The organism is Saccharopolyspora tripterygii, from assembly GCF_054778355.1.
Genome location: NZ_BAAGZP010000001.1, coordinates 180,317 through 203,047 on the forward strand (window position 1 = coordinate 180,317; position 22,731 = coordinate 203,047).

The window sequence follows — 22,731 nt, forward strand, 5'->3', positions numbered from 1 at the left end:
TGTGATGATCGAAATGGGAGGGTGAGGGCATGGCGAACCGGCTCGCGGACTCGACGAGTCCGTACCTCCTCCAGCACGCGGACAACCCGGTCGACTGGTGGCCGTGGGGCCCGGAGGCGTTCGCCGAGGCGCGCCGCCGGGACGTCCCGGTGCTGCTGTCGGTCGGGTACGCCGCCTGCCACTGGTGCCACGTGATGGCGCACGAGTCCTTCGAGGACGACGACACCGCTCGCCTGATGAACGAGCACTTCGTCAACATCAAGGTGGACCGCGAGGAGCGGCCCGACATCGACGCGGTCTACATGGAGGCGACCCAGGCCATGACCGGCCAGGGCGGCTGGCCGATGACCTGCTTCCTCACGCCCGACGGCGAACCGTTCCACTGCGGCACCTACTACCCGGGCTCGCCGATGCCCGGGATGCCGTCGTTCTCGCAGCTGCTCGCCGCAGTCGCGCAGGCCTGGGACGGGCGCGGCGACGAGGTCCGCAAGGCCGCGACCCGCATCGTCGAGCAGCTCAACGAGCAGCGCTCACCGCTTCCGGAGTCGATCCTCGACGACGAGGTGCTGACCGGCGCGGTCGGCCGGCTGCGCGGCGAAGCCGATCGCCAGAACGGCGGTTTCGGCGACGCGCCGAAATTCCCGCCGTCGATGGTGCTGGAGTTCCTGCTGCGCCACCACGAGCGGACCGGATCGGCCGAAGCGCTCGAACTGGCCGAGCACTGCTGCTCCGCGATGGCGCGCGGCGGCATCTACGACCAGCTGGCGGGTGGTTTCGCGCGGTACAGCGTCGACGCCGCCTGGGTCGTCCCGCACTTCGAGAAGATGCTCTACGACAACGCCCTGCTGCTGCGCGCCTACGCGCACCTGGGCAGGCTCGGCGACGCCCTCGCCGCCCGGGTCGCCAGGGAGACGGCGGGGTTCCTGCTCCGCGACCTGCGCACGCCCGAGGGTGGTTTCGCGGCGTCGCTGGACGCCGACACCGACGGCGTCGAAGGCCTGACCTACGTGTGGACTCCCGAGCAGCTGCGCGAGGTGCTCGGTGAAGAGGACGGCGACTGGGCGGCGTCGCTGCTGGTCATCACCCCGGAAGGCACCTTCGAGGAAGGGGCGTCGACGGCGCAGCTGCCGCACGATCCCGACGACCCGGACCGGTGGTCGCGGGTGCGGGAGCGCCTGCTGACCGCCCGGGAGCAGCGTTCCCAGCCGGGCAAGGACGACAAGGTCGTCACCGCCTGGAACGGCATGGCCATCACCGCGCTGGTGGAGGCCGCGGCCGCATTGGAGGAACCGTCCTGGGTGGAGGCCGCGGCCGGTGCCGCCGAGCTGCTGCTGTCGACGCACCTCGCGGGCGGGAGGCTGCTGCGGACCTCGCGGGAGGGCGTCGCCGGGACGGCAGCGGGAGTGCTGGAGGACTACGCCTGCTTCGCCGACGGGCTCCTGTCGCTGCACCAGGCCACCGCCGACCCGCGCTGGCTGACCACCGCGTGCGAGCTCCTGGACGTCGCGCTGGAGCAGTTCGCCGACGCCGAGCACCCGGGTACGTTCCACGACACCGCCGCCGACGGCGAAACCCTGGTGCGCAGGCCCTCCGACCCCACCGACAACGCCAGCCCGTCCGGGGCCTCGGCCCTGACCTCGGCGCTGCTCACCGCATCGGCCCTGGTCGGCCCGGGTGACACCGGCCGCTACCGGGCCGCCGCCGAGCAGGCGCTGTCCCGGGCGGGTCTGCTCGCCCAGCGCGCACCCCGCTTCGCCGGGCACTGGCTGGCCGTCGCCGAGGCGCGAGCCCAGGGGCCGCTGCAGGTCGCGGTCGTGGGACCGGACGAGACCGCGCGAGCGGAACTCCTCGCCATCGCCCACCGCAGGGTGCCCGGAGGCGCCGTCGTGGTCTCCTCGACGCCCGGAGCGGCCGGGGTTCCGCTGCTCGCCGACCGGCCCCTGGTCGACGGGGAAGCGGCCGCCTACGTCTGCCGCGGCTACGTCTGCGACCGCCCCGTCACGAACTCCGGTGACCTGGTGGAGAACCTGGCTCAGGCGTAGAGCGCGAGCCAGATGGCCACGTGGTGGCAGATCGCCGCCGCGGTGACCGTCGAGTGGAAGAACTCGTGGTACCCGAAGGTCTTGGGCCACGGGTCCGGCCAGCGGGTGGCGTAGAAGATCGCGCCCAGCGTGTAGAGGGCGCCACCGACGATGAGCAGCACCAGCACGGCCACACCGGCGTTGTTGAGCAGGTCGGGGAGCACGAACACGGCCACCCAGCCCAGCGCGATGTAGACCGGGACGCCGACCCAGCGCGGCGCGTTCGGCCAGGCGAGCTTGAGGACCACGCCGCCGAGCGCGCCCGTCCAGACCACGGCGAGCACGACGGCGCCGGTCGTCGGCTGCATCGCGATCATCGCGAGCGGTGTGTAGGTGCCCGCGATGAACAGGAAGATCATCGAGTGGTCGAGCCGTCGCATCCAGGTGCGCGCGCCGACCGAGTTCCAGGTCTTGCGGTGGTAGAGCGCGCTCACGCCGAACAGGCCGAGCACGGTCGCCGAGTAGATCGAGGTGCCCAGCGCGGCTTCACCGGACACCGTCGCGGCGGCCAGCGAGATGAGCGTCGCGCCGGCGGCGAAGAACGCCAGCAACGACCAGAAGTGGATCCAACCGCGCATCCGCGGTTTGGTGATCGCGTGCGGGACTCGGGAGGAGACGGCGTTGGTCACGACTCAAAGGTTACGGGACCGTAGGTTTCCGTCGGTTGTGATGTCCGTTGCTCCGAGGGGCGCGTGGGGCGGGACCGGCGCGCCGTGGGGACGACGGGCACCGCTCATCGCGGAAAATCGCCGTCCGCGTAGTCTCATCTGGCGTGGCGCTCAAGGTTCGGTTGAAAGAACTCATGTACTCGGTCTACGAGCGACGGCTCAGCCGGAAGCTCGATGGGCTGCAGCATCCCAGGCACGTCGGCGTCATCCTGGACGGCAATCGCAGATGGGCCAAGGAAGCTGGTCTGGACGCGGCGCACGGACACCGGGCCGGCGCGCTCAAGATCGCGGAAATGCTCAGCTGGTGCGAAGAGGCGCAGGTCGAGGTGGCCACCCTGTGGTTGTTGTCCACCGACAACCTCAACCGCAGCGAGAACGAGCTCAACGCCCTGATGGGGATCATCGCCGGGGTGGTCGACGAGCTCACCGGTCCGGGCAAGTCGTGGCGGGTGCGGATCGTCGGTGCCCTGGACGTGCTGCCCACGGAGACCGCCGCCCGGCTCACGGCCGGGGCGTTGCGGACCGAGGGCCGGACCGGGATGCAGGTCAACGTCGCGGTCGGTTACGGAGGCAGGCGGGAGATCGCTGACGCGGTCCGCAAGCTGCTCCAGCAGCACGCCGAAGCCGGGACCACGATCGAAGAGCTCGCCGAGGTCCTGACGGTCGACCACATCGCCGAGCACCTCTACACCTCGGGTCAGCCGGACCCGGACCTGCTCATCCGCACCTCGGGGGAGCAGCGCTTGTCCGGGTTCATGCTCTGGCAATCGGCGCACTCCGAGTTCTGGTTCACCGAGGCCTACTGGCCGGAGTTCCGCCGCGTCGACTTCCTGCGCGCGCTGCGCGACTACGCCGTCCGGCACCGCCGACTGGGCCGCTGACCCCGAACATGCGGAAAGGCCAGGTCGGAGATGACCTGGCCTTTCCGATGCGATCAGCTCGCTCAGCCAGCGGACGGGTGGTCCACGACCGGGGCGTTGACGCACTCGCTGGCCTGCGGCGACAGGATCGGGACGACCGCGCCGAGCACCGCGACGTTGTTACCGCAGGCCTGCACCGGCAGGACGCTGAGGTTGTTGTCGTTGAGCACGTTCACGCCGTCGTTGTCCGAGCTGTCGGCGTTGGCGACGGGCGCCAGGGCCAGCAGGCCTGCGGCGGCACCGGCGACAATCACTGCCTTCTTCAGCACTTGAGGTCACTCTCCTTTAGGAATTCCGCGGGATTCGGAGTTCACACCAACGGACTCTGTACAAAGCCCGGATGGGAGACCGAGTGTGGTGTGTTCCGGTCGCAAACTACAGCGAACGCGCCCTTCGCCCAAATTGCGTAACACCATTGTGTGAACGCGAATCAGCAAATCCCTGGTAGGAGTGGAATTTGCGCGCGCACGAAAACGGGAGCGCCGGAACTTCCCCGGCGCTCCCGTTCCCGTCGGCGAGGCGTCAGCCCGCGCTCGGGTGATCCACGATCGGCGCGTTGACGCACTCGGAGGAGTTCGGCGAGGCGATCGGAACCACGGCGCCCAGGACGGCAACGTTGTTGCCGCACAGCTGAACCGGAAGGACGCTCACGTTGTTGTCGTTGAGGAGGTTGATGCCGTCGTTGTCCTCGCTGTCGGCGTTGGCGACGGGGGCCAGGGCGAGCAGACCGGCGACGGCACCGGCGACAATCACTGCTTTCTTCAGCACAGCGTTGCTCCTTGATGAGATGAGTTGAGCAAGTGCGTGCTTCTGCCCGGAAGAGTGAATTCCGAAGCGAGTGAAGCACCTGGCTTGAAACGTAACCAGGGGTTGTGGAACGCGACACTTGGATACCACCATTGTGTGTACTGATCCCGCCAGGGCTCATGTACTCACGAGTATTTGCCGAAAAAGCCCAGCACTTTTTCTGGGGCGCGATTTCGGAGAAAGCGGACGATCACCCGCGTGTCGCCGGGGCGTACCGTCCAGGCGTGGACTCGGCGCGGCTGGTGTCTGACTACGTCCGGCTGGGGTTGCGGTTCGACCGACTCGAACCCGGCCTGGTCGACTCCTTCGCGGGAAACCCGTCACTGCGCGTCCGCGTCCGCCACGAACCGCGCCCTGATCCGCTCCGCCTCGCCGCGCGAGCCCGCGAGCTGCGCGCGGAGCTGGCCGACTGCGAGCTCGCCGAGCCCCGCAAGCGCTTCCTCGACGCTCAGCTCACCGCGCTGGAGGCGACCGGGCTCCGGCTGGGCGGGAGGGGGCTGCCCTTCGCCGACGAGGTGCGGGCGTGCTTCCAGGTCGATCCGCAGGTCGGCGACCCGGACGAGTACCGAGATGCCCACCGCGAGCTGGACGGGCTGCTGCCGGGAACGGGTGGGCTCGGCGAGCGGCTGGCCGCGGTCCGGCGCCGCGACGCGCTGCCGCCCGGGAGCCTGGAGCCGTGCCTGAACGCGGTGTCCGCGGCGCTGCGCGGGCGGGTCAGGGCCGGCTTCGGGCTCCCGGTGCAGGAGCGGGTGCGGTACCGGGTGGTCGCGGACCGGCCGTGGAGCGGGTTCAACGAGCACCTCGGCGAGTTCTCCTCGCGGGTGTGGGTGAACGCCGACGTCGTCCGCCGCGCCTCGACGCTGCCCCAGCTGGTCGCGCACGAGGCCTACCCCGGTCACCACACCGAGCGCTGCCGCAAGGCCGCCGGGATCGCCCGCACCCACCCGGAGCACTCGATCGTCCTGGTCAACAGCCCGCAGTGCGTGCTCGCCGAAGGGCTCGCCGAGATGGGGCTGAGCGCAGTGGTCGGCGAGGGCTGGGGAGCGTGGGTGGCGGCGCTCTTCGCCGACCTCGGCATCTCGGTGGACGGCGAGCTCGCCGAACGCCTGCAGGCGGTCCTGGACCGGCTGCAGGCGGTGCGCCAGGACGCGCTGCTGATGCTGCACGTGCAGGGCAGGCCGGAGCGGGAGGTGATCGATCATCTACGCCGCTGGGCTCTCATGCCGGAGGACCGGGCGGCGCACCTGATCCGCTTCCTCCGCGATCCGCTGTGGCGGGCCTACATCACGACCTACGTGGAGGGGCGGCGGCTCCTGGGGGAGTGGCTCGCGCCCGGCCTGGAGGGGACATCGAGCGCCGATCGTTACCGCCGATTGCTTGACGAAGCGCTTGTACCAGAGCTCGTTCGCGCCGAGATCGCGGCACGCGTGCACGCGTGAATTTCACCCGAAAAGAGCAGTAGCGATCACCGGGAGTGTTGAATTTCGTTCGATCTCGTCGCGCTCCTCGGACGTGTTCTGACCTGCTGACGAATCGTCTGGAAACCTTCTATTAACCATCTGACCTGGGAAAACCCACCAGTAGCACGCGGTGAGCGCGATGATGGTTCGAATCACCTAAGTGGCTGTCTGCTCAAACGCGATCTCGCAGGTAGCGTTCGCTGGTGACGGGCCGTTCTTCTCTTGCACGTCCGAACGCGGCCCGTCCGGGAGGCCCTGATCGTGGCTGTTGGCTGGAGCGGACGTTCACACGTCCACCTTGGTCGCGGAGGGGGTCGGTGCCCGGCCCGCGCGCGGCGTCGGTGGACCGGACGGTCCAGCGGGAGCGCGACGGGGGCAGGCCCGGCCCACCGACGAGCGGGCGTGTTCGGCACGTCCGCGAGGGAGTAGCCGTGACCGCACGACGTTCCCAGCCTCAGGCGCACGAAGCCGTCCGCAGCGACGAGCCCGCGCACACCGCAGCTGGCGGTGACTCCGAGGTACGCACCTACGTCCTGGACACTTCGGTCCTGCTGTCCGATCCGTGGGCTATGGCCCGATTCGCCGAGCACGACGTGGTGCTCCCGGTGGTGGTCATATCCGAGCTGGAGGGGAAGCGACACCACCCCGAACTCGGCTGGTTCGCCCGCGAAGCCCTGCGCGTGCTCGACGATCTGCGCATCAGGCACGGTCGGCTGGACTACCCGGTGCCGGTCAACTCCGAGGGCGGCGACGTCCACGTGGAGCTGAACCACTCCGACCCGTCGATCCTCCCGCCGGGCTTCCGCACGGACTCCAACGACTCCCGCATCCTGGCCTGTTCGCTCAACCTCGCCGCCGAGGGCCGCGAGGTCGTGCTCGTCACGAAGGACATGCCGCTGCGGGTCAAGGCGGCGTCGGTGAACCTGGCCGCCGAGGAGTACCGCGCTCAGGACGTCGTGTCGTCGGGCTGGAGCGGCATGGCGGACATCGACGTCGGTTCGGACTCGGTGGACTCGCTGTTCAAGGACGGCATCGCCGATCTCGAAGAGACCAGGGACCTGCCGCCGAACACCGGTGTGCGGGTGCTGGCGGGCCAGCAGAGCGCCCTCGGCCGCGTCACCGCGGACAAGCAGGTCCGGCTGGTGCGGGGCGATCGTGAGGTCTTCGGGCTGCACGGTCGCTCGGCGGAGCAGCGGATCGCCCTCGAACTGCTGATGGATCCCGAGGTCGGGATCGTCTCGCTCGGCGGTCGGGCGGGTACCGGCAAGTCGGCGCTCGCGCTGTGCGCGGGTCTGGAGTCGGTGCTCGAACGCCAGCAGCACCGCAAGGTCGTGGTGTTCCGGCCGGTCTACGCCGTCGGCGGGCAGGAGCTCGGCTACCTGCCGGGCTCGGAGGGCGAGAAGATGGCGCCCTGGGCGCAGGCCGTCTTCGACACGCTCGGTGCTCACGCCAGCGAGAACGTGCTGGAAGAGATCATGGACCGCGGCATGCTCGAAGTGCTGCCGCTGACCCACATCCGCGGCCGTTCGCTGCACGACGCCTTCGTCATCGTCGACGAGGCCCAGTCGCTGGAGCGCAACGTGCTGCTGACGGTCCTCTCGCGGCTCGGCGCGAACTCGCGGGTGGTGCTCACCCACGACGTCGCGCAGCGGGACAACCTGCGGGTGGGCAGGCACGACGGCATCGCGGCGGTCATCGAGAAGCTCAAGGGGCACCCCCTGTTCGCCCACGTGACCCTGACCCGGTCGGAGCGGAGTCCGATCGCGGCCCTGGTGACCGAGCTCCTGGAGGGCGAGCACACGCCCTGACCCTCGTTGGGTGGGGGAAGTTCTCATGAAAACTTCCCCCACCCCAACAGGCCACTCCCCAGAGGGCAGGCGGTCGAAGATCACCAGCCGGAGGGGAGGGGTCGGCCCTCGGCGAAGCCGGCGGCCGACTGGATGCCCACCAGCGCGCGCTCGTGGAACTCCGCGAGCGTGTGCGCGCCCGCGTAGGTGCAGGACGAGCGGACGCCCGAGGTGATCTGGTCCAGGAGGTCTTCCACGCCCGGGTTCTGCGGGTCGATCCGCATCCGGGAGCTGGAGATGCCCTCCTCGAACAGGCCCTTCCTGGCCTGGTCGTAGGCGCTGTCGGTGCGGGTCCGGGCCGACACGGCGCGCTTGGAGGCCATGCCGAAGGACTCCTTGTAGGCGCGGCCGTGCTCGTCGCGCTGCAGGTCCCCGGGCGACTCGTAGGTTCCGGCGAACCACGAACCGACCATCACCGACGAGGCTCCGGCGGCCAGCGCCAGCGCCACGTCGCGCGGGTGACGCACGCCGCCGTCGGCCCACACGTGCTTGCCGAGCCTGCGCGCCTCCGCGGCGCACTCGGCGACCGCGGAGAACTGCGGGCGGCCGACGCCGGTCATCATTCGGGTCGTGCACATCGCGCCCGGCCCGACACCGACCTTGATCACGTCCGCACCGGCGTCGACCAGGTCGCGCACGCCCTCGGCGGTGACCACGTTGCCCGCGACGACCGGAACGGTCGGGCTCGCGGAGCGGACGGCCTTGAGCGCGGCGATCATCTTCTCCTGGTGACCGTGCGCGGTGTCCACGACCAGCGTGTCCACCCCGGCCTCCAGCAGCGCCGATGCCTTGGCGGCGACGTCGCCGTTCACGCCGATCGCGGCGGCGACCCGCAGCCGACCCTCGTCGTCCAGGGCGGGGGTGTAGATGGCGGCGCGCAGCGCGCCCTTCTTGGTCATGATCCCGGCGAGCCTGCCTTCGGCGTCGACCGCGATCGCGACGTTGCGGCCCTGCTTGTGCAGCTGCTCGAAGACCTCGCGCGAGTCCGTCTCCAGCGGCAGCACCACGGGGTGGGAGTCGGCGACCTCGCCGACCCGGGCGAACCGGTCCACGCCGGTGCAGGCGGCCTCGTCGACGACGCCGAGCGGCTTGCCCTCGTCGTCGACCACGACCAGCGCACCGTGCGCGCGCTTGGGCAGCAGGTTCAGGGCGTCGGCGACCGCGTCCTCGGAGTGCAACGCCAGCGGGGTGTCCCACAGCGGGTGCCGGGTCTTGACCCAGGACACGATCTCGGAGACGGCGCTCGGGTCGACGTCCTGCGGCAGGATCACCAGGCCGCCGCGGCGGGCCATGGTCTCGGCCATGCGCCTGCCGGCCACTGCGGTCATGTTCGCGACCACGATCGGCAGCGTCGCGCCGGTCCCGTCGCTGGTCGACAGGTCGACGTCGAAGCGGGACTCGACTCCCGAGCGCCGGGGCGCCAGGAAGACGTCGTCGTAGGTCAGGTCGGTGGAGGGCTGTTGCCCGTTCAAGAACTGCACGTGTCACCACGATACGTGCCGCGAGCCGGCGCCGTGCTCTCCCGACCACCTCATCCGGGAACGTTCGAGGTCAGGACGGCATGACGGTGGTCATCCGTGGGCAGTTTTGGTCCGAATTGACCCGACGAAACGGACATCGCTCCCGGGCGGTTCGGACCAAAACTGCCCACCGGTCAGGTTCGGAATCCCGTCAGGCGTCGTCTTCGGTGAGGGCTTCGAGGGACGCGTAGGCGTCGTAGTTGCGGAAGAACCGGCTGAACAGCTCCGAGCCGTCGTCGAAGGTCGCGTCCTCCAGCGGCTTGACCTCGACGATCTGCTTGAGCTTCCAGCTCACCTGCTGGTGGTTCTCGTCCTCGTAGCTGGTCTCCTGCTGCTTGCCGCACTCGCGGGCCTTCTCCGCGGCCTCCTCCGGCGACTCGGCCGTGAGCAGGACGAAGGACTCCTCGTAGAACGGGCGCTGCCCCTCGGAGTGGGCTTCCAGCAGGAGCACGGCGACGTAGTGGTCGAGCTCGACCGAGGACGCGCGCTGCTGGAAGTCGCGCGGGTCGATGGTTCCCGGTCCGATGTCGATCGAACCGACGGCTTCGTCGAACTCCTCGCTGCTCATACCCCCCAGGATCTCACCCGCCGCGGAGCATCCCGCGAACCGCCTCGATGGTGTCGGCCTCGGCCGCGTCCTTGTCGGGCCGGTAGCGCAGCACGCGCGCGAAGCGCAGCGCGACACCGCCGGGGTAGCGGGTGCTGGTCTGCGCGCCGTCGAGCTCGATCTCCACCACCAGCTCCGGGACGAGGTGCACGGTCCAGTCGTCACCGCCGGTGGACCGCCGCTGGAACTCCTCGGTCTGCCAGGCCAACAGCTCGTCGGTGAGGCCCTTGAAGGTCTTGCCGACCATGATCGGCGGACCGCCGTCGGGGTCGCGCGCGCCGAGGTGCAGGTTGGACAGGTAACCGCGGCGCCGGCCGTGGCCCCACTCGGCGGCCAGCACGACCAGGTCGAGGGTGTGCTCGGGTTTGACCTTGCGCCACGCCTTGCCCCGCCTGCCCGCCGCGTAGGGCGAGGCGAGGTCCTTGACGACCACGCCCTCGTGGCCGCGCGCCAGCGCGTCGTCGAACACCGCCGCGGCATCCTCCGAGGTGGGGGCCAGGACGCCGGGGATCCGGTGTCCGGCCGCGACCTGCTCCAACGCCTCCAGCCGGTCGCGCAGCGGGCGGTCGAGCAGATCGGTGCCGTCGAGGTGCAGGCAGTCGAAGAAGTACGGGTGCAGCAGCTCGGCGCGCTGTTCCTGGGCCCCGAAGCGGGCCATCGTCTCCTGGAACGGGCGGGGACGTCCGGCGTCGTCCAGGGCCAGCGTTTCGCCGTCGAGCACCACCGAGCGGCAGTCCAGGCCGCGCACCAGCTCGACGAGCTCGGCGACGTTGCGGGTGATCTCGCGGAGCGTGCGGGTGTAGACGCGCACCTCGTCGCCGTGGCGGTGCACCTGGATGCGGGCCCCGTCGAGCTTGTGCTCGACGCTGCACTCGCCGAGCTCGGCCAGCGCGGCGTCGAGGGTGTCGGCGGGGGAGGCCAGCATCGGCCGGATCGGCCTGCCCAGCTCCAGCCGGAACTCGGCGAGCTCGGGTTCACCGCCGCGCAACGCCGCTTCCGCGGTGGCGGGGAGCCGTCCGGAGAGCATGAACGCGCGGCGGACGGCCTCGGTGCGCACCTCGGCCGCCGCGGCGATGGCCTCGACCATCACGCCTTCCAGCGCGCCTTGCCGGAGCTCGCCGCCGAACAACCGGACCAGGAAGGACTGCTCGTCGCCGGTGGCCTCGCCGAGGAGCCGGACCAGCGCCTCGGACCGTCGCTGAGCCGACCCCGAGCCGCTGATCTCCCGCACTTCGTCGACGGTCTCCGCCACGGTCCCGATGGTCAGCCGCGGCTCCGGTGCGGGCGCGGCGCTCAGCGAGGACAACGTCGACCAGCCCACTCCGGCCCGGCCGCCGGGCAGTTCCCCGGCCAGCAGCGCGGTCGCGGGTGCGATCTCCTGCGGTTCGAGCGCGCGCAGCAGGGCGGCGATCGCCGCCGTTTTCGCCTTGCGCGACGATGTCGCCGCGACGTCGGTGGAGACCGCGACGACGTCCGAGAGCAGCACCATGTCGCCATGGTGCTGCTCCGCACCGACATCCGGGTGCCGGATCAGCCGCCGTTGGCCATCCGGAGGACGTCGAGGGCCTCGTCGAGCTGCTCGATCGTGAGCTTGCCGGACTCCACGTGACCGCGTTCGAGGACGACCTCGCGGATGGGCTTGCGCTCCTTGAGGGCCTGCTTGGCGATCGCGGCGGCCTCCTCGTAGCCGATGTAGCGGTTGAGCGGCGTGACGATCGACGGCGAGCCCTCGGCGTAGGCGCGGGCCTGCTGGTCGTTGACCTGCACCCCGGCGAAGACCTTGTCGGCCAGCTGCCGGGACACCGCGCTGAGCAGGCGGGCCGATTCGAGCACGTTGCGGGCGATGACCGGCAGCATCACGTTGAGCTGGAAGTTGCCCTGCGATCCGGCGAACGCCACGGCGGCGTCGTTGCCGATCACCTGCGCGACGACCTGGAGCGTGGCCTCCGGGATCACCGGGTTGACCTTGCCGGGCATGATCGATGACCCCGGCTGCAGGTCGGGCAGCGCCAGCTCGGCCAGGCCGGTGCGCGGTCCGGAGCCGAGCCAGCGCACGTCGTTGGCGATCTTGGTGAGGCTGACCGCCACCGTGCGCATGTGCCCGGAGGCCTCCACGACGGAGTCCTGCGCGGCCTGCGCCTCGAAGTGATCGCGGGCCTCGGTCAGCGGCAGACCGGTCACGCGCGCGAGCTCCTCGGAGACGGCGCGGCCGAAGCCATCGGGTGCGTTGAGGCCGGAGCCGACGGCGGTGCCGCCGATGGGCAGTTCGCCCAGCCGCTCCAGGCTGGTCCGCAGCCGCTCCACGCCGTAGCGGACCTGCGACGCCCACGCCCCGGCTTCCTGCGCGAGGGTGATCGGCACCGCGTCCATCAGGTGCGTGCGGCCGGACTTGACGACCTCGGTCCACTCGGCGGCACGGCCTTCGATGGTGGTGGCCAGGTGCTCCAGCGCCGGGATGAGGTCGGCGAGCACGGCTTCGGTCGCGGCCACGTGGATGGTCGTCGGGAAGGTGTCGTTGGACGACTGCGAGGCGTTGACGTGGTCGTTCGGGTGCACGTCGCGGTCCAGCGCCCGGGAGGCGAGGGTGGCGATGACCTCGTTGGCGTTCATGTTCGACGAGGTGCCCGAGCCGGTCTGGAAGACGTCGATCGGGAAGTGCTCGTCGTGCGCGCCTTCGGCGACCTCGTCGGCTGCGCGGGCGATGGCGTCGGCGACGTCCGCGTCGAGCACGCCCAGCCGGCCGTTGACCCGTGCGGTCGCGGCCTTGAGCAGGCCGAGCGCGCGGATCTGCGCGCGTTCCAAGCCCCGGCCGGAGATGGGGAAGTTCTCCACGGCCCGCTGGGTCTGCGCGCGGTAGAGGGCGTCGGCGGGCACCCGCACCTCGCCCATCGTGTCGTGTTCGATCCGGTATTGGGTTTCAGCCATGCTCGAAGTGTCCCGCCGATCAGCGGCTCGGGTCAGCGTGGCGCGCCCCACCGGCCGGGCGTTCCCCCTGGAAGCGGTCGTGCTGGAACGATCAAGGTGGCTGATCTGACAAAGCCCGCCCCCGGAGCCCAGGAGCGGGCTTTGTCGAGCTCTCAGCTGGTGGTGGCCGAGATCCAGTCCTGGTAGGCGGTGGCGTCGGTGTAGACCGAGGGCGCCGTGCCGCAGACCGGGACCGGGCTGCCCAGTCGGCTGGTCACGCCGGTGAGCTTCCAGTCGCCCGGGGTGCCTTCCAGCTGCGGTCCACCGGAGTCGCCGAAGCAGGAGTTGGCCAGCAGCTCCTTGCTGGACGTGCAGATCTCGCTGGGTCCGTCGATGGAGCTCAGCGTGCACTGCGAGTCCGGTGCGACGTTGGTCTCCAGCTCCTTCAGCTGCTCGGGCGGCTGACCGCAGCCGCGCACCGGGCAGGTCACGCCCCAGCCGATGATCCGCGAGGGAGTGCCGTCGGGCCCGGAGGCGTCGGCGATCTCGATCGGCGTCTCGGACACCGCGTGGTCGAGCTTGACCAGCGCGATGTCGCCGTTGGGCGTCTTGGACTCGTAGTCCGGGTGCACGACGACCTGCGAGACGCCGGCTTCGGTGCCGCCGCTGTTCCAGGTCGGGCTGCCGATCCGCAGGCCGAGGTCGGCAGGTGCCGCGTCGACGACGCAGTGCGCGGCGGTGAGCACCCACTGCTCGTCGATGAGCGATGCGCCGCAGCTGTGCGAACCCTCGCGCTGCAGCGAGGCCATCCACTCGTAGGACTCGGTCGCGTCGCCGCCCCCGACGATCAGCGTGCCCGGGTTGTCGATCGCTTGAGCCGATGGTGCGAAGCCCGCGCTGAGCGCGAGCGCGGCGATGCCGCTGAGCACTGCGGATGTTCTCTTCACTGAGATTCCCCTCCCCGACAAGATCCCCTTTTCGGGGAAAAGTAGGTGCGAGGAGCAGTGCCAGGTACCGCTGCACGCTGCAGCAGATTGCGCTGATCGGCGCAGCGGAGGCGAAGTGGGGACACACCGGCCGGATCGGGCTAGCCTGAGATCCGTATCACGGAGCCGGCGACGGGATCCCGAGATGGCGCACGAGGTCGATCTGCTGGTGGTGGGTGCCGGTCCGGCGGGGCTGTTCGCGGCCTACTACGCCGGGTTCCGCGGGATGTCGGTGGCGCTGGTGGACGCGCTGCCGGAACCGGGTGGCCAGGTGACGGCGATGTACCCGGAGAAGATGATCTTCGACGTGGCCGGGTTCCCGGAGATCCGCGGCCGCGACCTGGTCGCCTCGCTGGTCAAGCAGGCCGAGCAGTACGGCCCCACCTACCTGCTCGGGCGCCCGGCGGTCGCGCTGTCCGACGCGGACGGCGGGCTGCTGGTCGACGTCGGTGAGGGCGAGCAGGTCCAGGCCGGGGCGGTGCTGATCACGGCCGGGATCGGGGAGTTCACCCCGCGTCCGCTGCCCGCGGGAGGCGAGTGGATCGGCCAGGGTGTCGTGCACTTCATCCCCGAGCTCTCCGCGCACACCGGGCACGACGTGGTGGTCATCGGCGGTGGCGACTCGGCGTTCGACTGGGCGCTGGCCCTGCAGCCGGTCGCCCGCAGCGTGACGCTCGTGCACCGGCGGACGAGGTTCCGCGCGCACGCGGGCCTGGTCGCCAAGGTCGAAGCCCTGGGAATCCCCCTGATCGTGCCCGCCGAGGTCGCCGAGATCCGCGGCGACGGCTCCGGGCTCACCGAGGTGGCGATCGACGTCGAAGGCGAGCGGCGAGTCCTGCCCGCCCAAACGGTCGTCGCGGCACTGGGTTTCACCGCCGATCTCGGACCCATCGAGTCCTGGGGCCTGGACCTGGAGAAGCGGTCGATCCTGGTCGACACCACCATGCGCACCAGCCGTCCGCGCGTCTACGCCGCCGGTGACGTCACCACCTACCCGGGCAAGGTCAAGCTCATCGCCACCGGGTTCGGCGAGGCCGCCACGGCGGTGAACAACATCGCGGTGGAGCTCAACCCCGACGCCCACCTCTTCCCGGGCCACTCCTCGAACCTCGCGTGACGTGCCCGGAAATGGAAGCGGCACCCGGGACGTCGCGTCTCCGGGTGCCGCGCCTGCGGGCTGAACGGGTCAGCTGCCGGTGTTCTGGTTGATCCAGTCGGCGAAGGCCGTCACGTCGGTGTAGATCGACGGGCCGGTGGCGCAGGTGGAGTCACCGTTGCCGGAACGGCTCGTGGCACCGATCAGCTCCCAGCTGCCCTGGGTGCCCTTGATCTGCGGGCCGCCCGAGTCGCCGTAGCAGGCGCCGGAGTCACCGTTCGGGTTGTCGGTGCAGATCTCGCCCGCGGCGTCGATGCCGGTGCAGCCGGCGTCGTCGACGACGCTCGTGTCGAGCTCCTGCAGGTTGGTCGGAACCTCGCCGCAGCCGCTCTCCGGGCAGGTCTGGCCCCAGCCGATGATGCGGCTCGGGGTCCCGGCCTCACCGGACTCGGCGGCGATCGAGATCGGCGCCGCGGACAGCTGCTTGTCCAGCTGCAGCACCGCGAGGTCGGCGCTGTCGTGCACCTGGGTCTTGGTCACCGCGGCTTCCTCGCCACCGGTGGTGTTGTCGTTGCTGCCCACGCGGACCGTGAAGTCACCGCCGCCCTGAACGCAGTGCGCGGCCGTCACCACCCAGTCCGGCTTGATCAGCGCGCCGCCGCAGAGGTGGCTGCCCTGCTGCTGCAGCGAGACCATGAACGAGTAGGTCTCGGTCGCGTCGTGACCGCCGATGATCATCGGGTCGACGTCGTCGCCGGCGGCGACCGCCGGCATGCTCAGCGCGCCCACGGCGCTGACCGCGGCGACCGCGGAGATGAGAACCGAACGAATGCGCATGTGAGTCGAATCCTCCGGGTATCCCGGCTCCGAAGGCCGGCTGGCCGCTGACGCTAACGGCGCCCTCGGCCACGGCGTACCCACGAAGGTCGTAGAGCCCTCATGAACGAGGCGGTGGCCCGCGGACAATCCGCAGGCCACCGCCTAGATCAAGATCGGTTCAGCCGGTTTTTCCCGGTTTCCCCAGAACGGCCCTCACGCGCCGGTCTCGCCGAGGTCCACGTCGGCGTACTCGCGCAGCTTGGTGAGCTTGTGCGAAGCGTCGACGACCCGCGTCGTGCCGGACTTCGAGCGCATCACGATCGACTGCGTGGTGCAGCGGTCCGCGCGGTAGTGCACGCCGCGCAGCAGCGCGCCGTCGGTGATGCCGGTCGCCACGAAGAACATGTTGTCGCCGCGCACCAGGTCCGACGTGGTCAGCACCTGGTTCGGGTCGTGCCCGGCCTCGCGGAGCTTCGCGCGCTCCTCGTCGTCCCGCGGCCACAAGCGGCCCTGGATCTCGCCGTCGAGGCACTTGAGCGCGCACGCCGTGATGATCCCCTCCGGGGTGCCGCCGATCCCCAGCAGCATGTCGACGCCGCTGTTCGGGCGGGCCGCCGCGATCGCGCCCGCCACGTCGCCGTCGGAGATGAACTGCACGCGGGCACCGGCCTCGCGGATCTCCTTGACGATCTGCTCGTGCCGCGGCCGGTCCAGCACGCACACCGTCACGTCGGAGACCTCGACGTGCTTGGCCTTGGCGACCCGCCGCACGTTCTCCGAGATCGGGGCGCTGATGTCGATGACGCCCGCGGCCTCCGGGCCGACGGCCATCTTCTCCATGTAGAACACCGCGGACGGGTCGAACATGGTGCCGCGCTCGGACACCGCCAGCACCGCCAGCGCGTTCGGCATGCCCTTGCTGAGCAGCGTCGTTCCGTCGATCGGGTCCACGGCGACGTCGACCTCCGGGCCCTGCCCGTTGCCGACCTCCTCGCCGTTGTAGAGCATCGGCGCTTCGTCCTTCTCGCCCTCGCCGATGACCACCGTGCCGCGCATGGACACCGAGCCGATGAGCTTGCGCATGGCGTCCACGGCCGCGCCGTCACCGGCGTTCTTGTCACCGCTGCCCACCCAACGCCCACCGGCCATCGCGGCGGCTTCGGTCACGCGGACGAGCTCCATGGCCAGGTTGCGATCGGGTGCTTCCGGGTGTCGTTGCGTCATCGCGCCCTCCGGAGTTTGTGAGGCATCGTCGGTACCGCCCGAGTCCGGCGGGAAAACGCCCCGCGCTCAGGCATGTTGGCAGCGATCTTCCCAGATCATCGAGGTTCGGGGAGCACTCGCGTGGGGCAGCCCACTCCGGCTTGCCCTGCCCGCTGAGCTGCGGTGCTACCGGTGAGAGCATGGGTCCCGTGGCTGAACCCCGCAACCAGCAACCGGCGCCGTCCCGCCCGCCGCGGACGATGTCGGCGATGCTGTTCGCCATCCTCCCGTTGGTGCTGGTCTCGTTCGGCGTGGCCGGCCTGTTCACGCAGTGCTCGTTCACCCCGAACGGCCCGGCGGTCGACAGCGGATCGGTGCCCACGGTGAACGTCCAGGCCGAGCTGCGCGAGGCCACCGCCGGAGTGGACTTCCCGGTGGTCGAGCCGAAGCTGCCCGCCAACTGGCGGGCCAACTCCAGCAACAGCACCACGCTGCCCTCGCACACCGAGGTCGTCCGGGTCGGCTGGCTGACCGGTGACGCGCAGTACCTGCGCTTGGCCCAGTCCAACGCCACCGAGGAGGAGCTGGTCGCCGGCGAGACGCGACAGGCGCCGCAGGCGCTCGGCACCACCGAGGTCGGCGGCCGCCAGTGGGTCCGCTACCAGAGCGTTCGCGACGAGCAGGCGTGGGTGTCCGAGCGCGACGGCGTCCGGCTGCTGATCACCGGCAACGCCGGTGAAGCGGAGTTCCGCACCCTCGCCGAAGCCGCCCTCACGGCCCCACCGGTCGGGTGACTGCGGAAGTTTTCATGAAAACTTCCCCACCACCCCACGAGCCACCACCCCACGTCCCCAGGAGGCCCAATTTCTTAAGTATTTGAACGTCACCCGGGTGAACGTCAAATACTTAAGAAATTGGGCCCCACGCTGGGTCAGGAGTCGTCTTCGACCGCGGCGAGGGCGCGTTCCACTCGTTCCCGGGCGCCGGCGAGGTGGCGTTCGCAGACGGCGGCCAGCGCTTCGCCCTTCTCCCAGAGCGCCAGCGAGTCCTCCAGCGAGAGCCCGCCCGCTTCCAGCTGCTTGACGACCTCGGCCAGCTGATCGCGGGCCGCCTCGTACCCGAGCTCGGCGACCTCCGGGTGCTCGGCGACCGGGTCGAAGTGCTCGTCCTGCTGCTTCTCGGTCACGGGGTAGGGCTCTCCACATTCGTTCGCACGGACACCACCGCGGTGGCGATCGCCTGGTCGTAGCCGACGAACGCCTCGGCGAACTCGGCGCCGTCGCCTTCGCGCACCGCGTCGTTGATGCGCAACTGGGCTTCCGCGACCCTACGTCGGTGGGCCGACGCGGCCCACCAGGTGGGGCCCACGTACTCCGAGGTCGCGTTGATCAGCGCGCGCAGCCGTCCAGGCAGGTCCTTGCGCTCGGCCGAATCGCACCCGCCGAGCAGCGCCGCCCAGGTGCCCGCCGCCGTGACGTCGGCGGCTTCCGCGCAGCGCTGGACCTCGTCCGCCCGCTCCGCGTTGCGCGCTGCGCCCGCGGTGAGGGGGAGGAACGAGGGCTCCTGCTTCGGGTGCACGTGGAAGTCCTTGGTCAGTCCGGTACGACGGCGTGGATCGCGCCGTCGGCGACCCGCACCCGGAGCCGGGTGCCTCCAGGCGCGTCATCGACCGACCGCAGCACTCCGTCGACCTCGTCGGTCTCCTCGATGCGCTGCACGATCGCGTATCCACGAGCCAGAGTGGCCGCAGGGCCCAGGGTCGTCAAGCGTGATCGAGTTGCGCTCAGCGCGTGCCCCTCCGCGGTGAGCACCGCGCTCATCGCCCGCCGGGAGCGTTCGCGCAGCATCACCACCTGCTCGGCGCGCTGCTGCAGGGGCCCGTGCGGGTCGGCCAGCACCGGGCGGCTGCGCAGCTGATCGAGCAGCCTGCGCTCGCGATCCACCCATCCGTGCAACGCCCGCCGCGCGCGGTCGCGCAGCTGCCGGATCCGCTGGCCCTCCTCGGCGACGTCGGGCACCACGCGCTTGCCCGCGCCCGTCGGTGTGGAACAGCGCACATCGGCGACGTGGTCCAGCAGCGGCGAGTCCGGTTCGTGCCCGATCGCGCTGACCACCGGGGTCCGGCAGGCGGCGACCGCCCGGCACAGCGCCTCGTCGGAGAACGGCAGCAGGTCCTCGACGCTGCCGCCGCCGCGCGCCAGCACGATCACGTCGACCTCGGGCATCCGGTCGAGCTCCTCCAGCGCGGGGAGGATCTGCGGCACCGCGCTGGTGCCCTGCACGGCGACGTTGCGGACCTCGAACTGGACGGCGGGCCAGCGCAGCTCGGCGTTGGTCAGCACGTCGTGCTCGGCGGCCGACGCGCGTCCGGTGATCAGCCCGACCCGGTTGGGCAGGAACGGCAGCGGCCGCTTGCGCGCCGGATCGAACAGCCCTTCCGCCTTCAGCAGCTGGCGGAGCCGTTCGATGCGCGCGAGCAGTTCCCCGATGCCGACCGTCCGGATCTCGTCGACGCGCAGGCTGAGCGTGCCGCGACCGACGAAGAAGGTCGGTTTGCCGTGCACCACGACCCGGCTCCCGTCGGTCAGCGGCGGGTCCATCTTGCGCAGCAGCGACGACGAGCAGGTCAGGGTCAGCGACACGTCGGCGGAGGGGTCGCGCAGCGTCAGGAACGCCGTCTGCGCGCCGCGCCGCATCGAGATCTGGGTGATCTGGCCTTCGACCCAGATCTGCCCGAGCCGGTTGATCCAGTCGGCGATCTTGCGGGCCACGGTCCGGACCGGCCAGGGTTCCTCGGCACTGGTGGGCGCAGTCAGCGTCTTCTCCTCATTGATCGTTTCCAGGCTCATTCTGCTTGGCGGTGCAAGTTGCGGAACCTCAGCGGCCCTCTGGCTCCGGGATCCGCAACTCGAGTATGTCGATTACCCGGCGCTGCGGCTGTCCTCCCCGGAGAACCGCTGAGAACCCGCGGCGGTGCGAGTGGTGGTGAAGGAGGAAGCAGCTTCGGTGCTCGGGCTCTACTGCTCGCGGAGGCGGGTGAGGCGGTTGGTCAGCATGCGGACATAGTCCGGGCGCTGGGCGGTGCTCTCCTCGTGCGCGAGCAGCTCGGCGAGGTCGTCTTCGCTGAACGAGCGCAGGCGGCCGCGCAGCTGGGGCAGGCTCAGCTCGTCGTAGTCGTCGAGCAGGGTGTGCTCCTGCGGCTCCGGATCCGGGACGGGCTCCGGGACGATGTCCTCGTCGAAGGTGGCCCAGGCCGGCTCCTCTTCGGGGGTGCTCAGCACCGCGAGCGCTTCGTCGCCCTTGATCGCGAGCTCGGTGATGTGCTGCTGGACCCGCATCGAGGCCTGCAGCGTCTGGCTGGCCACGGTCACCGGAAGGCCGAGGAGGGTGGTGGGGAGCGTGCGCACCTGCTCCACGGCCGTGGCCGCGAGACCGGCCGCGACCCGGACCGGGAGGGGGAACTCTGACATGCGCCCAGCCTGCCCCAGAACTCCTCCGGAGACCATCAACTCAACGTCGGAATGTGACCGACGACCGACGCTCGCCGAAACCCCCGAAGGCCCCCCGATGGAGTGACGGTGAGCACCGACCGGCGGCGGAGCGGGTGGGCGCCGATCCGTACCCTTGAGGGCATGACGACCACGCCCGAGGCCCGCGATCCCGAAACCGACCCCGTGGACGACGCCGGCCGGACCAAGCGGGTTCTGCTGGCCAAGCCCCGTGGCTACTGCGCGGGGGTCGACCGCGCTGTCATCACCGTCGAGAAGGCCCTGGAGACCTACGGCCCGCCGGTCTACGTCCGCAAGGAGATCGTGCACAACCGGCACGTCGTGGACACCCTGACCGAGCGCGGCGTGATCTTCGTGGACGAGACCGACGAGGTGCCGGAAGGTGCTCTCGTCGTGTTCTCCGCGCACGGCGTGTCCCCGGCCGTCCACCAGGAGGCCGAGGACCGCAACCTCCGCACCATCGACGCCACCTGCCCGCTGGTGACGAAGGTGCACAAGGAGGTCAACCGCTTCGCGCGGGACGAGTACGACATCCTGCTGATCGGTCACGAGGGTCACGAGGAGGTCGAGGGCACCGCCGGCGAGGCGCCCGAGCGGGTGCAGCTGGTGGACAAGCCGGAGGACGTCGACAAGGTGCAGGTCCGCGACCCGAGCAAGGTCGTCTGGCTCTCGCAGACCACCCTCAGCGTCGACGAGACCATGGAGCGGGTGGACCAGCTCACCGAGAAGTTCCCGACGCTGCAGGCCCCGCCCAGCGACGACATCTGCTACGCCACCTCCAACCGCCAGCAGGCCGTCAAGGTGATGGCCCCGCAGTGCGACCTGGTGATCGTGGTCGGTTCGCAGAACTCCTCGAACTCCAAGCGGCTGGTCGAGGTGGCGCTGCAGGCCGGAGCCTCCGCCTCGCACCTGATCGACTACGCGGCGCAGATCGACGACTCCTGGCTGGAGGGCGTGACCACGGTCGGCGTCACCAGCGGTGCGTCGGTTCCGGACGTGCTGGTGCTGCAGGTCCTGGACCACCTCGCCGAGCTCGGCTGGGGTGACGTCGAGGAGGTCACGACCGCCAACGAGAAGGTCACCTTCGCCCTCCCACGCGAGCTCCGCAAGGACCTCGACGAGAACAAGAGCAACCCGAAGAGCGTCCGCTGACGCTCTTCCCCGCGCGCTAGACGCGAGCAGAAGCGAAGCCGCCCGGTTCCGGATCTGGAACCGGGCGGCTTCGTCGTGTCTCTACGGGCCTGGCCGCCGGGGGCGGCCACCAGGGGGTGGTTCCGGCGGGCGCGGCCGTCCAGGGCCGCCTTGGCGGGGCGGACGGGGCCCGCCTGCGCGCGGGTCGTTCGCCGGGCGGGGGCGGCCGGGCACGTCGCCGCGGCGCTGGGCGTCGCCCTTCGGACGGCCCTGGGCGTCGCGCGGGCCGGTGCCGCGAGGCTGCCTGCCGTCGGCCCGGCGATCGCCGCGCGCGTCACCGCCGCGGGGGTTGCCCCGGTCGCCTCGGCGGGCGTCGTCGCGGGGCTTGCGCGCGTCGCCGCGCGGCGCGCGGTCCTCGGCGGGGCGCTTGCGCGGTGCGTCCGCCGGTGCCTTCTTGCGCGGCGGCGGTACCGGCCTGGCCTTCTTCGTCTTGGCGTCGGGGTCGACGCCGAGGTCGAAGTCGTCGGTCTCGGGCTTCTGCGTGACGAACATCCGGAGCAGCCCGATGCCGAGCGCGACCGCGGTGGCTCCGGCCATGATCGGGAAGCTGGTGATCAGCGGACGCGCGACCGAGAGAGCTTTGCCCGCGATGCCCGCTCCGGAGGTGCTGCCCGCGCCGGTGATCAGCACCAGAACCGGCATCACGATGCCGAGAACGAGCGGTGGCTGCACCATCGGACCGAAGACGCTCCGCCGCTGCACCAGCAGCACCGCGGCGAGACAACCGAGGAAGAAGCAGGTCTTGAAGATGAAACCGGGCTGTTTCCAGATCAGGGTGTCCAGCACGGTGCCGATCGCGGTCGGGACGGCAGCCAGCAGCACGGCGCCCCACAGCGGCACCCCATCGGTGCTGAACGCGGAGCGCGCACCCCATTCGGGCGCGCTATTACCGGAAGTCGAAGCGCTCTGGCTCTCGCGGATCGCGGTCACAATCCCCCACGGTAACGGTCCAGTACCTCGCCGCGAGAGGCCTCCGGGAGATCCGACCCATCACCCCACGTCGATCGATGCTTCGGACGCAACTCGGCGTGATCATCACGTGATTTTCGTGCAGCCAAACGGATGCCGTATCGCTCGGTCGAGCGTGTGAGTCTTGACACAGGGAGTGCGGCC

The 22,731-nt window shown here is 70.5% G+C and carries 22 protein-coding genes; 7 read left to right on the plus strand and 15 right to left on the minus strand.

The window, feature by feature from the left end; genetic code table 11:
- The first annotated feature begins 29 nt into the window (after window positions 1–29).
- Window positions 30–2,042 (plus strand): thioredoxin domain-containing protein, encoded by a 2,013-nt coding sequence (locus ACYVF3_RS01010; RefSeq protein WP_461152394.1) that lies wholly within the window; start codon window positions 30–32, stop codon window positions 2,040–2,042.
- Here ACYVF3_RS01010 and trhA read toward each other — a convergent pair.
- Window positions 2,033–2,710 carry a PAQR family membrane homeostasis protein TrhA gene (trhA, locus tag ACYVF3_RS01015; protein WP_461152395.1) on the minus strand — a complete coding sequence of 226 codons (678 nt, stop codon included), beginning with the start codon at window positions 2,708–2,710 and terminating at the stop codon, window positions 2,033–2,035. The two genes, ACYVF3_RS01010 and trhA, sit on opposite strands and share 10 nt — an antisense overlap.
- A gap of 143 nt (window positions 2,711–2,853) precedes the next feature.
- On the opposite strand from trhA, the gene ACYVF3_RS01020 reads away from it, so the two are divergent.
- Window positions 2,854–3,630 carry an isoprenyl transferase gene (locus ACYVF3_RS01020; protein ID WP_461152396.1) on the plus strand — a complete coding sequence of 259 codons (777 nt, stop codon included), beginning with the start codon at window positions 2,854–2,856 and terminating at the stop codon, window positions 3,628–3,630.
- Window positions 3,631–3,692: 62 nt separating this feature from the next.
- On the opposite strand, the gene ACYVF3_RS01025 is transcribed toward ACYVF3_RS01020, so the two are convergent.
- Window positions 3,693–3,938, minus strand: a complete 246-nt coding sequence (locus ACYVF3_RS01025) for a hypothetical protein (RefSeq protein ID WP_186459552.1) — start codon at window positions 3,936–3,938, stop codon at window positions 3,693–3,695.
- A 253-nt stretch (window positions 3,939–4,191) separates the two neighbouring features.
- Window positions 4,192–4,437, minus strand: coding sequence for a hypothetical protein (locus ACYVF3_RS01030; protein ID WP_145742748.1), 246 nt, complete (start codon window positions 4,435–4,437; stop codon window positions 4,192–4,194).
- Window positions 4,438–4,700: 263 nt separating this feature from the next.
- On the opposite strand from ACYVF3_RS01030, the gene ACYVF3_RS01035 reads away from it, so the two are divergent.
- Window positions 4,701–5,915 carry a DUF885 domain-containing protein gene (locus ACYVF3_RS01035; RefSeq protein ID WP_461152397.1) on the plus strand — a complete coding sequence of 405 codons (1,215 nt, stop codon included), beginning with the start codon at window positions 4,701–4,703 and terminating at the stop codon, window positions 5,913–5,915.
- A 452-nt stretch (window positions 5,916–6,367) separates the two neighbouring features.
- Entirely contained in the window at window positions 6,368–7,744 is a 1,377-nt protein-coding gene (locus ACYVF3_RS01040) for a PhoH family protein (protein WP_461152398.1), read from the plus strand.
- An 80-nt stretch (window positions 7,745–7,824) separates the two neighbouring features.
- On the opposite strand, the gene ACYVF3_RS01045 is transcribed toward ACYVF3_RS01040, so the two are convergent.
- The 5 genes from ACYVF3_RS01045 to ACYVF3_RS01065 form a co-directional block, all read right to left on the minus strand.
- Window positions 7,825–9,264, minus strand: a complete 1,440-nt coding sequence (locus tag ACYVF3_RS01045; protein WP_461152399.1) for a GuaB1 family IMP dehydrogenase-related protein — start codon at window positions 9,262–9,264, stop codon at window positions 7,825–7,827.
- Window positions 9,265–9,454: 190 nt separating this feature from the next.
- Complete coding sequence (locus tag ACYVF3_RS01050) at window positions 9,455–9,871, minus strand: DUF4288 domain-containing protein (RefSeq protein ID WP_461152400.1); 417 nt, start codon at window positions 9,869–9,871, stop codon at window positions 9,455–9,457.
- Window positions 9,872–9,884: 13 nt separating this feature from the next.
- Window positions 9,885–11,399, minus strand: a complete 1,515-nt coding sequence (locus ACYVF3_RS01055; RefSeq protein WP_461152401.1) for an ATP-dependent DNA ligase — start codon at window positions 11,397–11,399, stop codon at window positions 9,885–9,887.
- Between the two features lie 41 nt (window positions 11,400–11,440).
- Window positions 11,441–12,835 (minus strand): class II fumarate hydratase, encoded by a 1,395-nt coding sequence (locus ACYVF3_RS01060; RefSeq protein WP_461152402.1) that lies wholly within the window; start codon window positions 12,833–12,835, stop codon window positions 11,441–11,443.
- A gap of 152 nt (window positions 12,836–12,987) precedes the next feature.
- Window positions 12,988–13,761, minus strand: coding sequence for a S1 family peptidase (locus ACYVF3_RS01065; protein WP_461152403.1), 774 nt, complete (start codon window positions 13,759–13,761; stop codon window positions 12,988–12,990).
- A 184-nt stretch (window positions 13,762–13,945) separates the two neighbouring features.
- Here ACYVF3_RS01065 and ACYVF3_RS01070 point away from each other — a divergent pair, with 184 nt between their 5' ends.
- On the plus strand, window positions 13,946–14,917 hold the full coding sequence (locus ACYVF3_RS01070) for an NAD(P)/FAD-dependent oxidoreductase (RefSeq protein ID WP_461152404.1): 972 nt from the start codon (window positions 13,946–13,948) through the stop codon (window positions 14,915–14,917).
- Window positions 14,918–14,986: 69 nt separating this feature from the next.
- On the opposite strand, the gene ACYVF3_RS01075 is transcribed toward ACYVF3_RS01070, so the two are convergent.
- Together ACYVF3_RS01075 and glpX are read right to left on the minus strand one after the other, a co-directional pair.
- Window positions 14,987–15,733 (minus strand): S1 family peptidase, encoded by a 747-nt coding sequence (locus ACYVF3_RS01075; protein WP_461152405.1) that lies wholly within the window; start codon window positions 15,731–15,733, stop codon window positions 14,987–14,989.
- Window positions 15,734–15,928: 195 nt separating this feature from the next.
- Window positions 15,929–16,939 carry a class II fructose-bisphosphatase gene (glpX, locus tag ACYVF3_RS01080; protein WP_461152406.1) on the minus strand — a complete coding sequence of 337 codons (1,011 nt, stop codon included), beginning with the start codon at window positions 16,937–16,939 and terminating at the stop codon, window positions 15,929–15,931.
- A gap of 179 nt (window positions 16,940–17,118) precedes the next feature.
- On the opposite strand from glpX, the gene ACYVF3_RS01085 reads away from it, so the two are divergent.
- A complete protein-coding gene (locus ACYVF3_RS01085) occupies window positions 17,119–17,712 on the plus strand; it encodes a DUF4245 domain-containing protein (RefSeq protein ID WP_461152407.1) in 594 nt (197 codons plus the stop codon).
- Between the two features lie 137 nt (window positions 17,713–17,849).
- Here the strand turns inward: ACYVF3_RS01085 and ACYVF3_RS01090 are convergent, their stop codons facing one another.
- The 4 genes from ACYVF3_RS01090 to ACYVF3_RS01105 form a co-directional block, all read right to left on the minus strand.
- Window positions 17,850–18,104 (minus strand): exodeoxyribonuclease VII small subunit, encoded by a 255-nt coding sequence (locus ACYVF3_RS01090; RefSeq protein ID WP_461152408.1) that lies wholly within the window; start codon window positions 18,102–18,104, stop codon window positions 17,850–17,852.
- Entirely contained in the window at window positions 18,101–18,496 is a 396-nt protein-coding gene (locus ACYVF3_RS01095) for a hypothetical protein (protein ID WP_461152409.1), read from the minus strand. The genes ACYVF3_RS01090 and ACYVF3_RS01095 overlap by 4 nt, the downstream gene beginning before the upstream one ends.
- A 14-nt stretch (window positions 18,497–18,510) precedes the next feature.
- Window positions 18,511–19,767, minus strand: coding sequence for an exodeoxyribonuclease VII large subunit (xseA, locus tag ACYVF3_RS01100; RefSeq protein WP_461152410.1), 1,257 nt, complete (start codon window positions 19,765–19,767; stop codon window positions 18,511–18,513).
- A 168-nt stretch (window positions 19,768–19,935) separates the two neighbouring features.
- Window positions 19,936–20,388, minus strand: coding sequence for a lipid droplet-associated protein (locus ACYVF3_RS01105; RefSeq protein WP_461152411.1), 453 nt, complete (start codon window positions 20,386–20,388; stop codon window positions 19,936–19,938).
- A gap of 162 nt (window positions 20,389–20,550) precedes the next feature.
- Here ACYVF3_RS01105 and ACYVF3_RS01110 point away from each other — a divergent pair, with 162 nt between their 5' ends.
- Window positions 20,551–21,579, plus strand: coding sequence for a 4-hydroxy-3-methylbut-2-enyl diphosphate reductase (locus ACYVF3_RS01110; RefSeq protein WP_461152412.1), 1,029 nt, complete (start codon window positions 20,551–20,553; stop codon window positions 21,577–21,579).
- Between the two features lie 81 nt (window positions 21,580–21,660).
- Here ACYVF3_RS01110 and ACYVF3_RS01115 read toward each other — a convergent pair whose 3' ends face one another.
- A complete protein-coding gene (locus tag ACYVF3_RS01115; protein WP_461152413.1) occupies window positions 21,661–22,548 on the minus strand; it encodes a DUF6542 domain-containing protein in 888 nt (295 codons plus the stop codon).
- Window positions 22,549–22,731: the final 183 nt, after the last annotated feature.

Coding starts and splice junctions, on each gene's coding strand:
- ACYVF3_RS01050 (WP_461152400.1), bottom strand. CDS start 9,871: ATGAGCAGCGAGGAGTTCGACGAAGCCGTCGGTTCGATCGACATCGGA.
- ACYVF3_RS01085 (WP_461152407.1), top strand. CDS start 17,119: ATGGGTCCCGTGGCTGAACCCCGCAACCAGCAACCGGCGCCGTCCCGC.
- ACYVF3_RS01110 (WP_461152412.1), top strand. CDS start 20,551: ATGACGACCACGCCCGAGGCCCGCGATCCCGAAACCGACCCCGTGGAC.
- ACYVF3_RS01055 (WP_461152401.1), bottom strand. CDS start 11,399: ATGGTGCTGCTCTCGGACGTCGTCGCGGTCTCCACCGACGTCGCGGCG.
- ACYVF3_RS01070 (WP_461152404.1), top strand. CDS start 13,946: ATGGCGCACGAGGTCGATCTGCTGGTGGTGGGTGCCGGTCCGGCGGGG.
- ACYVF3_RS01060 (WP_461152402.1), bottom strand. CDS start 12,835: ATGGCTGAAACCCAATACCGGATCGAACACGACACGATGGGCGAGGTG.
- ACYVF3_RS01010 (WP_461152394.1), top strand. CDS start 30: ATGGCGAACCGGCTCGCGGACTCGACGAGTCCGTACCTCCTCCAGCAC.
- xseA (WP_461152410.1), bottom strand. CDS start 19,767: ATGAGCCTGGAAACGATCAATGAGGAGAAGACGCTGACTGCGCCCACC.
- ACYVF3_RS01105 (WP_461152411.1), bottom strand. CDS start 20,388: ATGTCAGAGTTCCCCCTCCCGGTCCGGGTCGCGGCCGGTCTCGCGGCC.
- glpX (WP_461152406.1), bottom strand. CDS start 16,939: ATGACGCAACGACACCCGGAAGCACCCGATCGCAACCTGGCCATGGAG.
- ACYVF3_RS01075 (WP_461152405.1), bottom strand. CDS start 15,733: ATGCGCATTCGTTCGGTTCTCATCTCCGCGGTCGCCGCGGTCAGCGCC.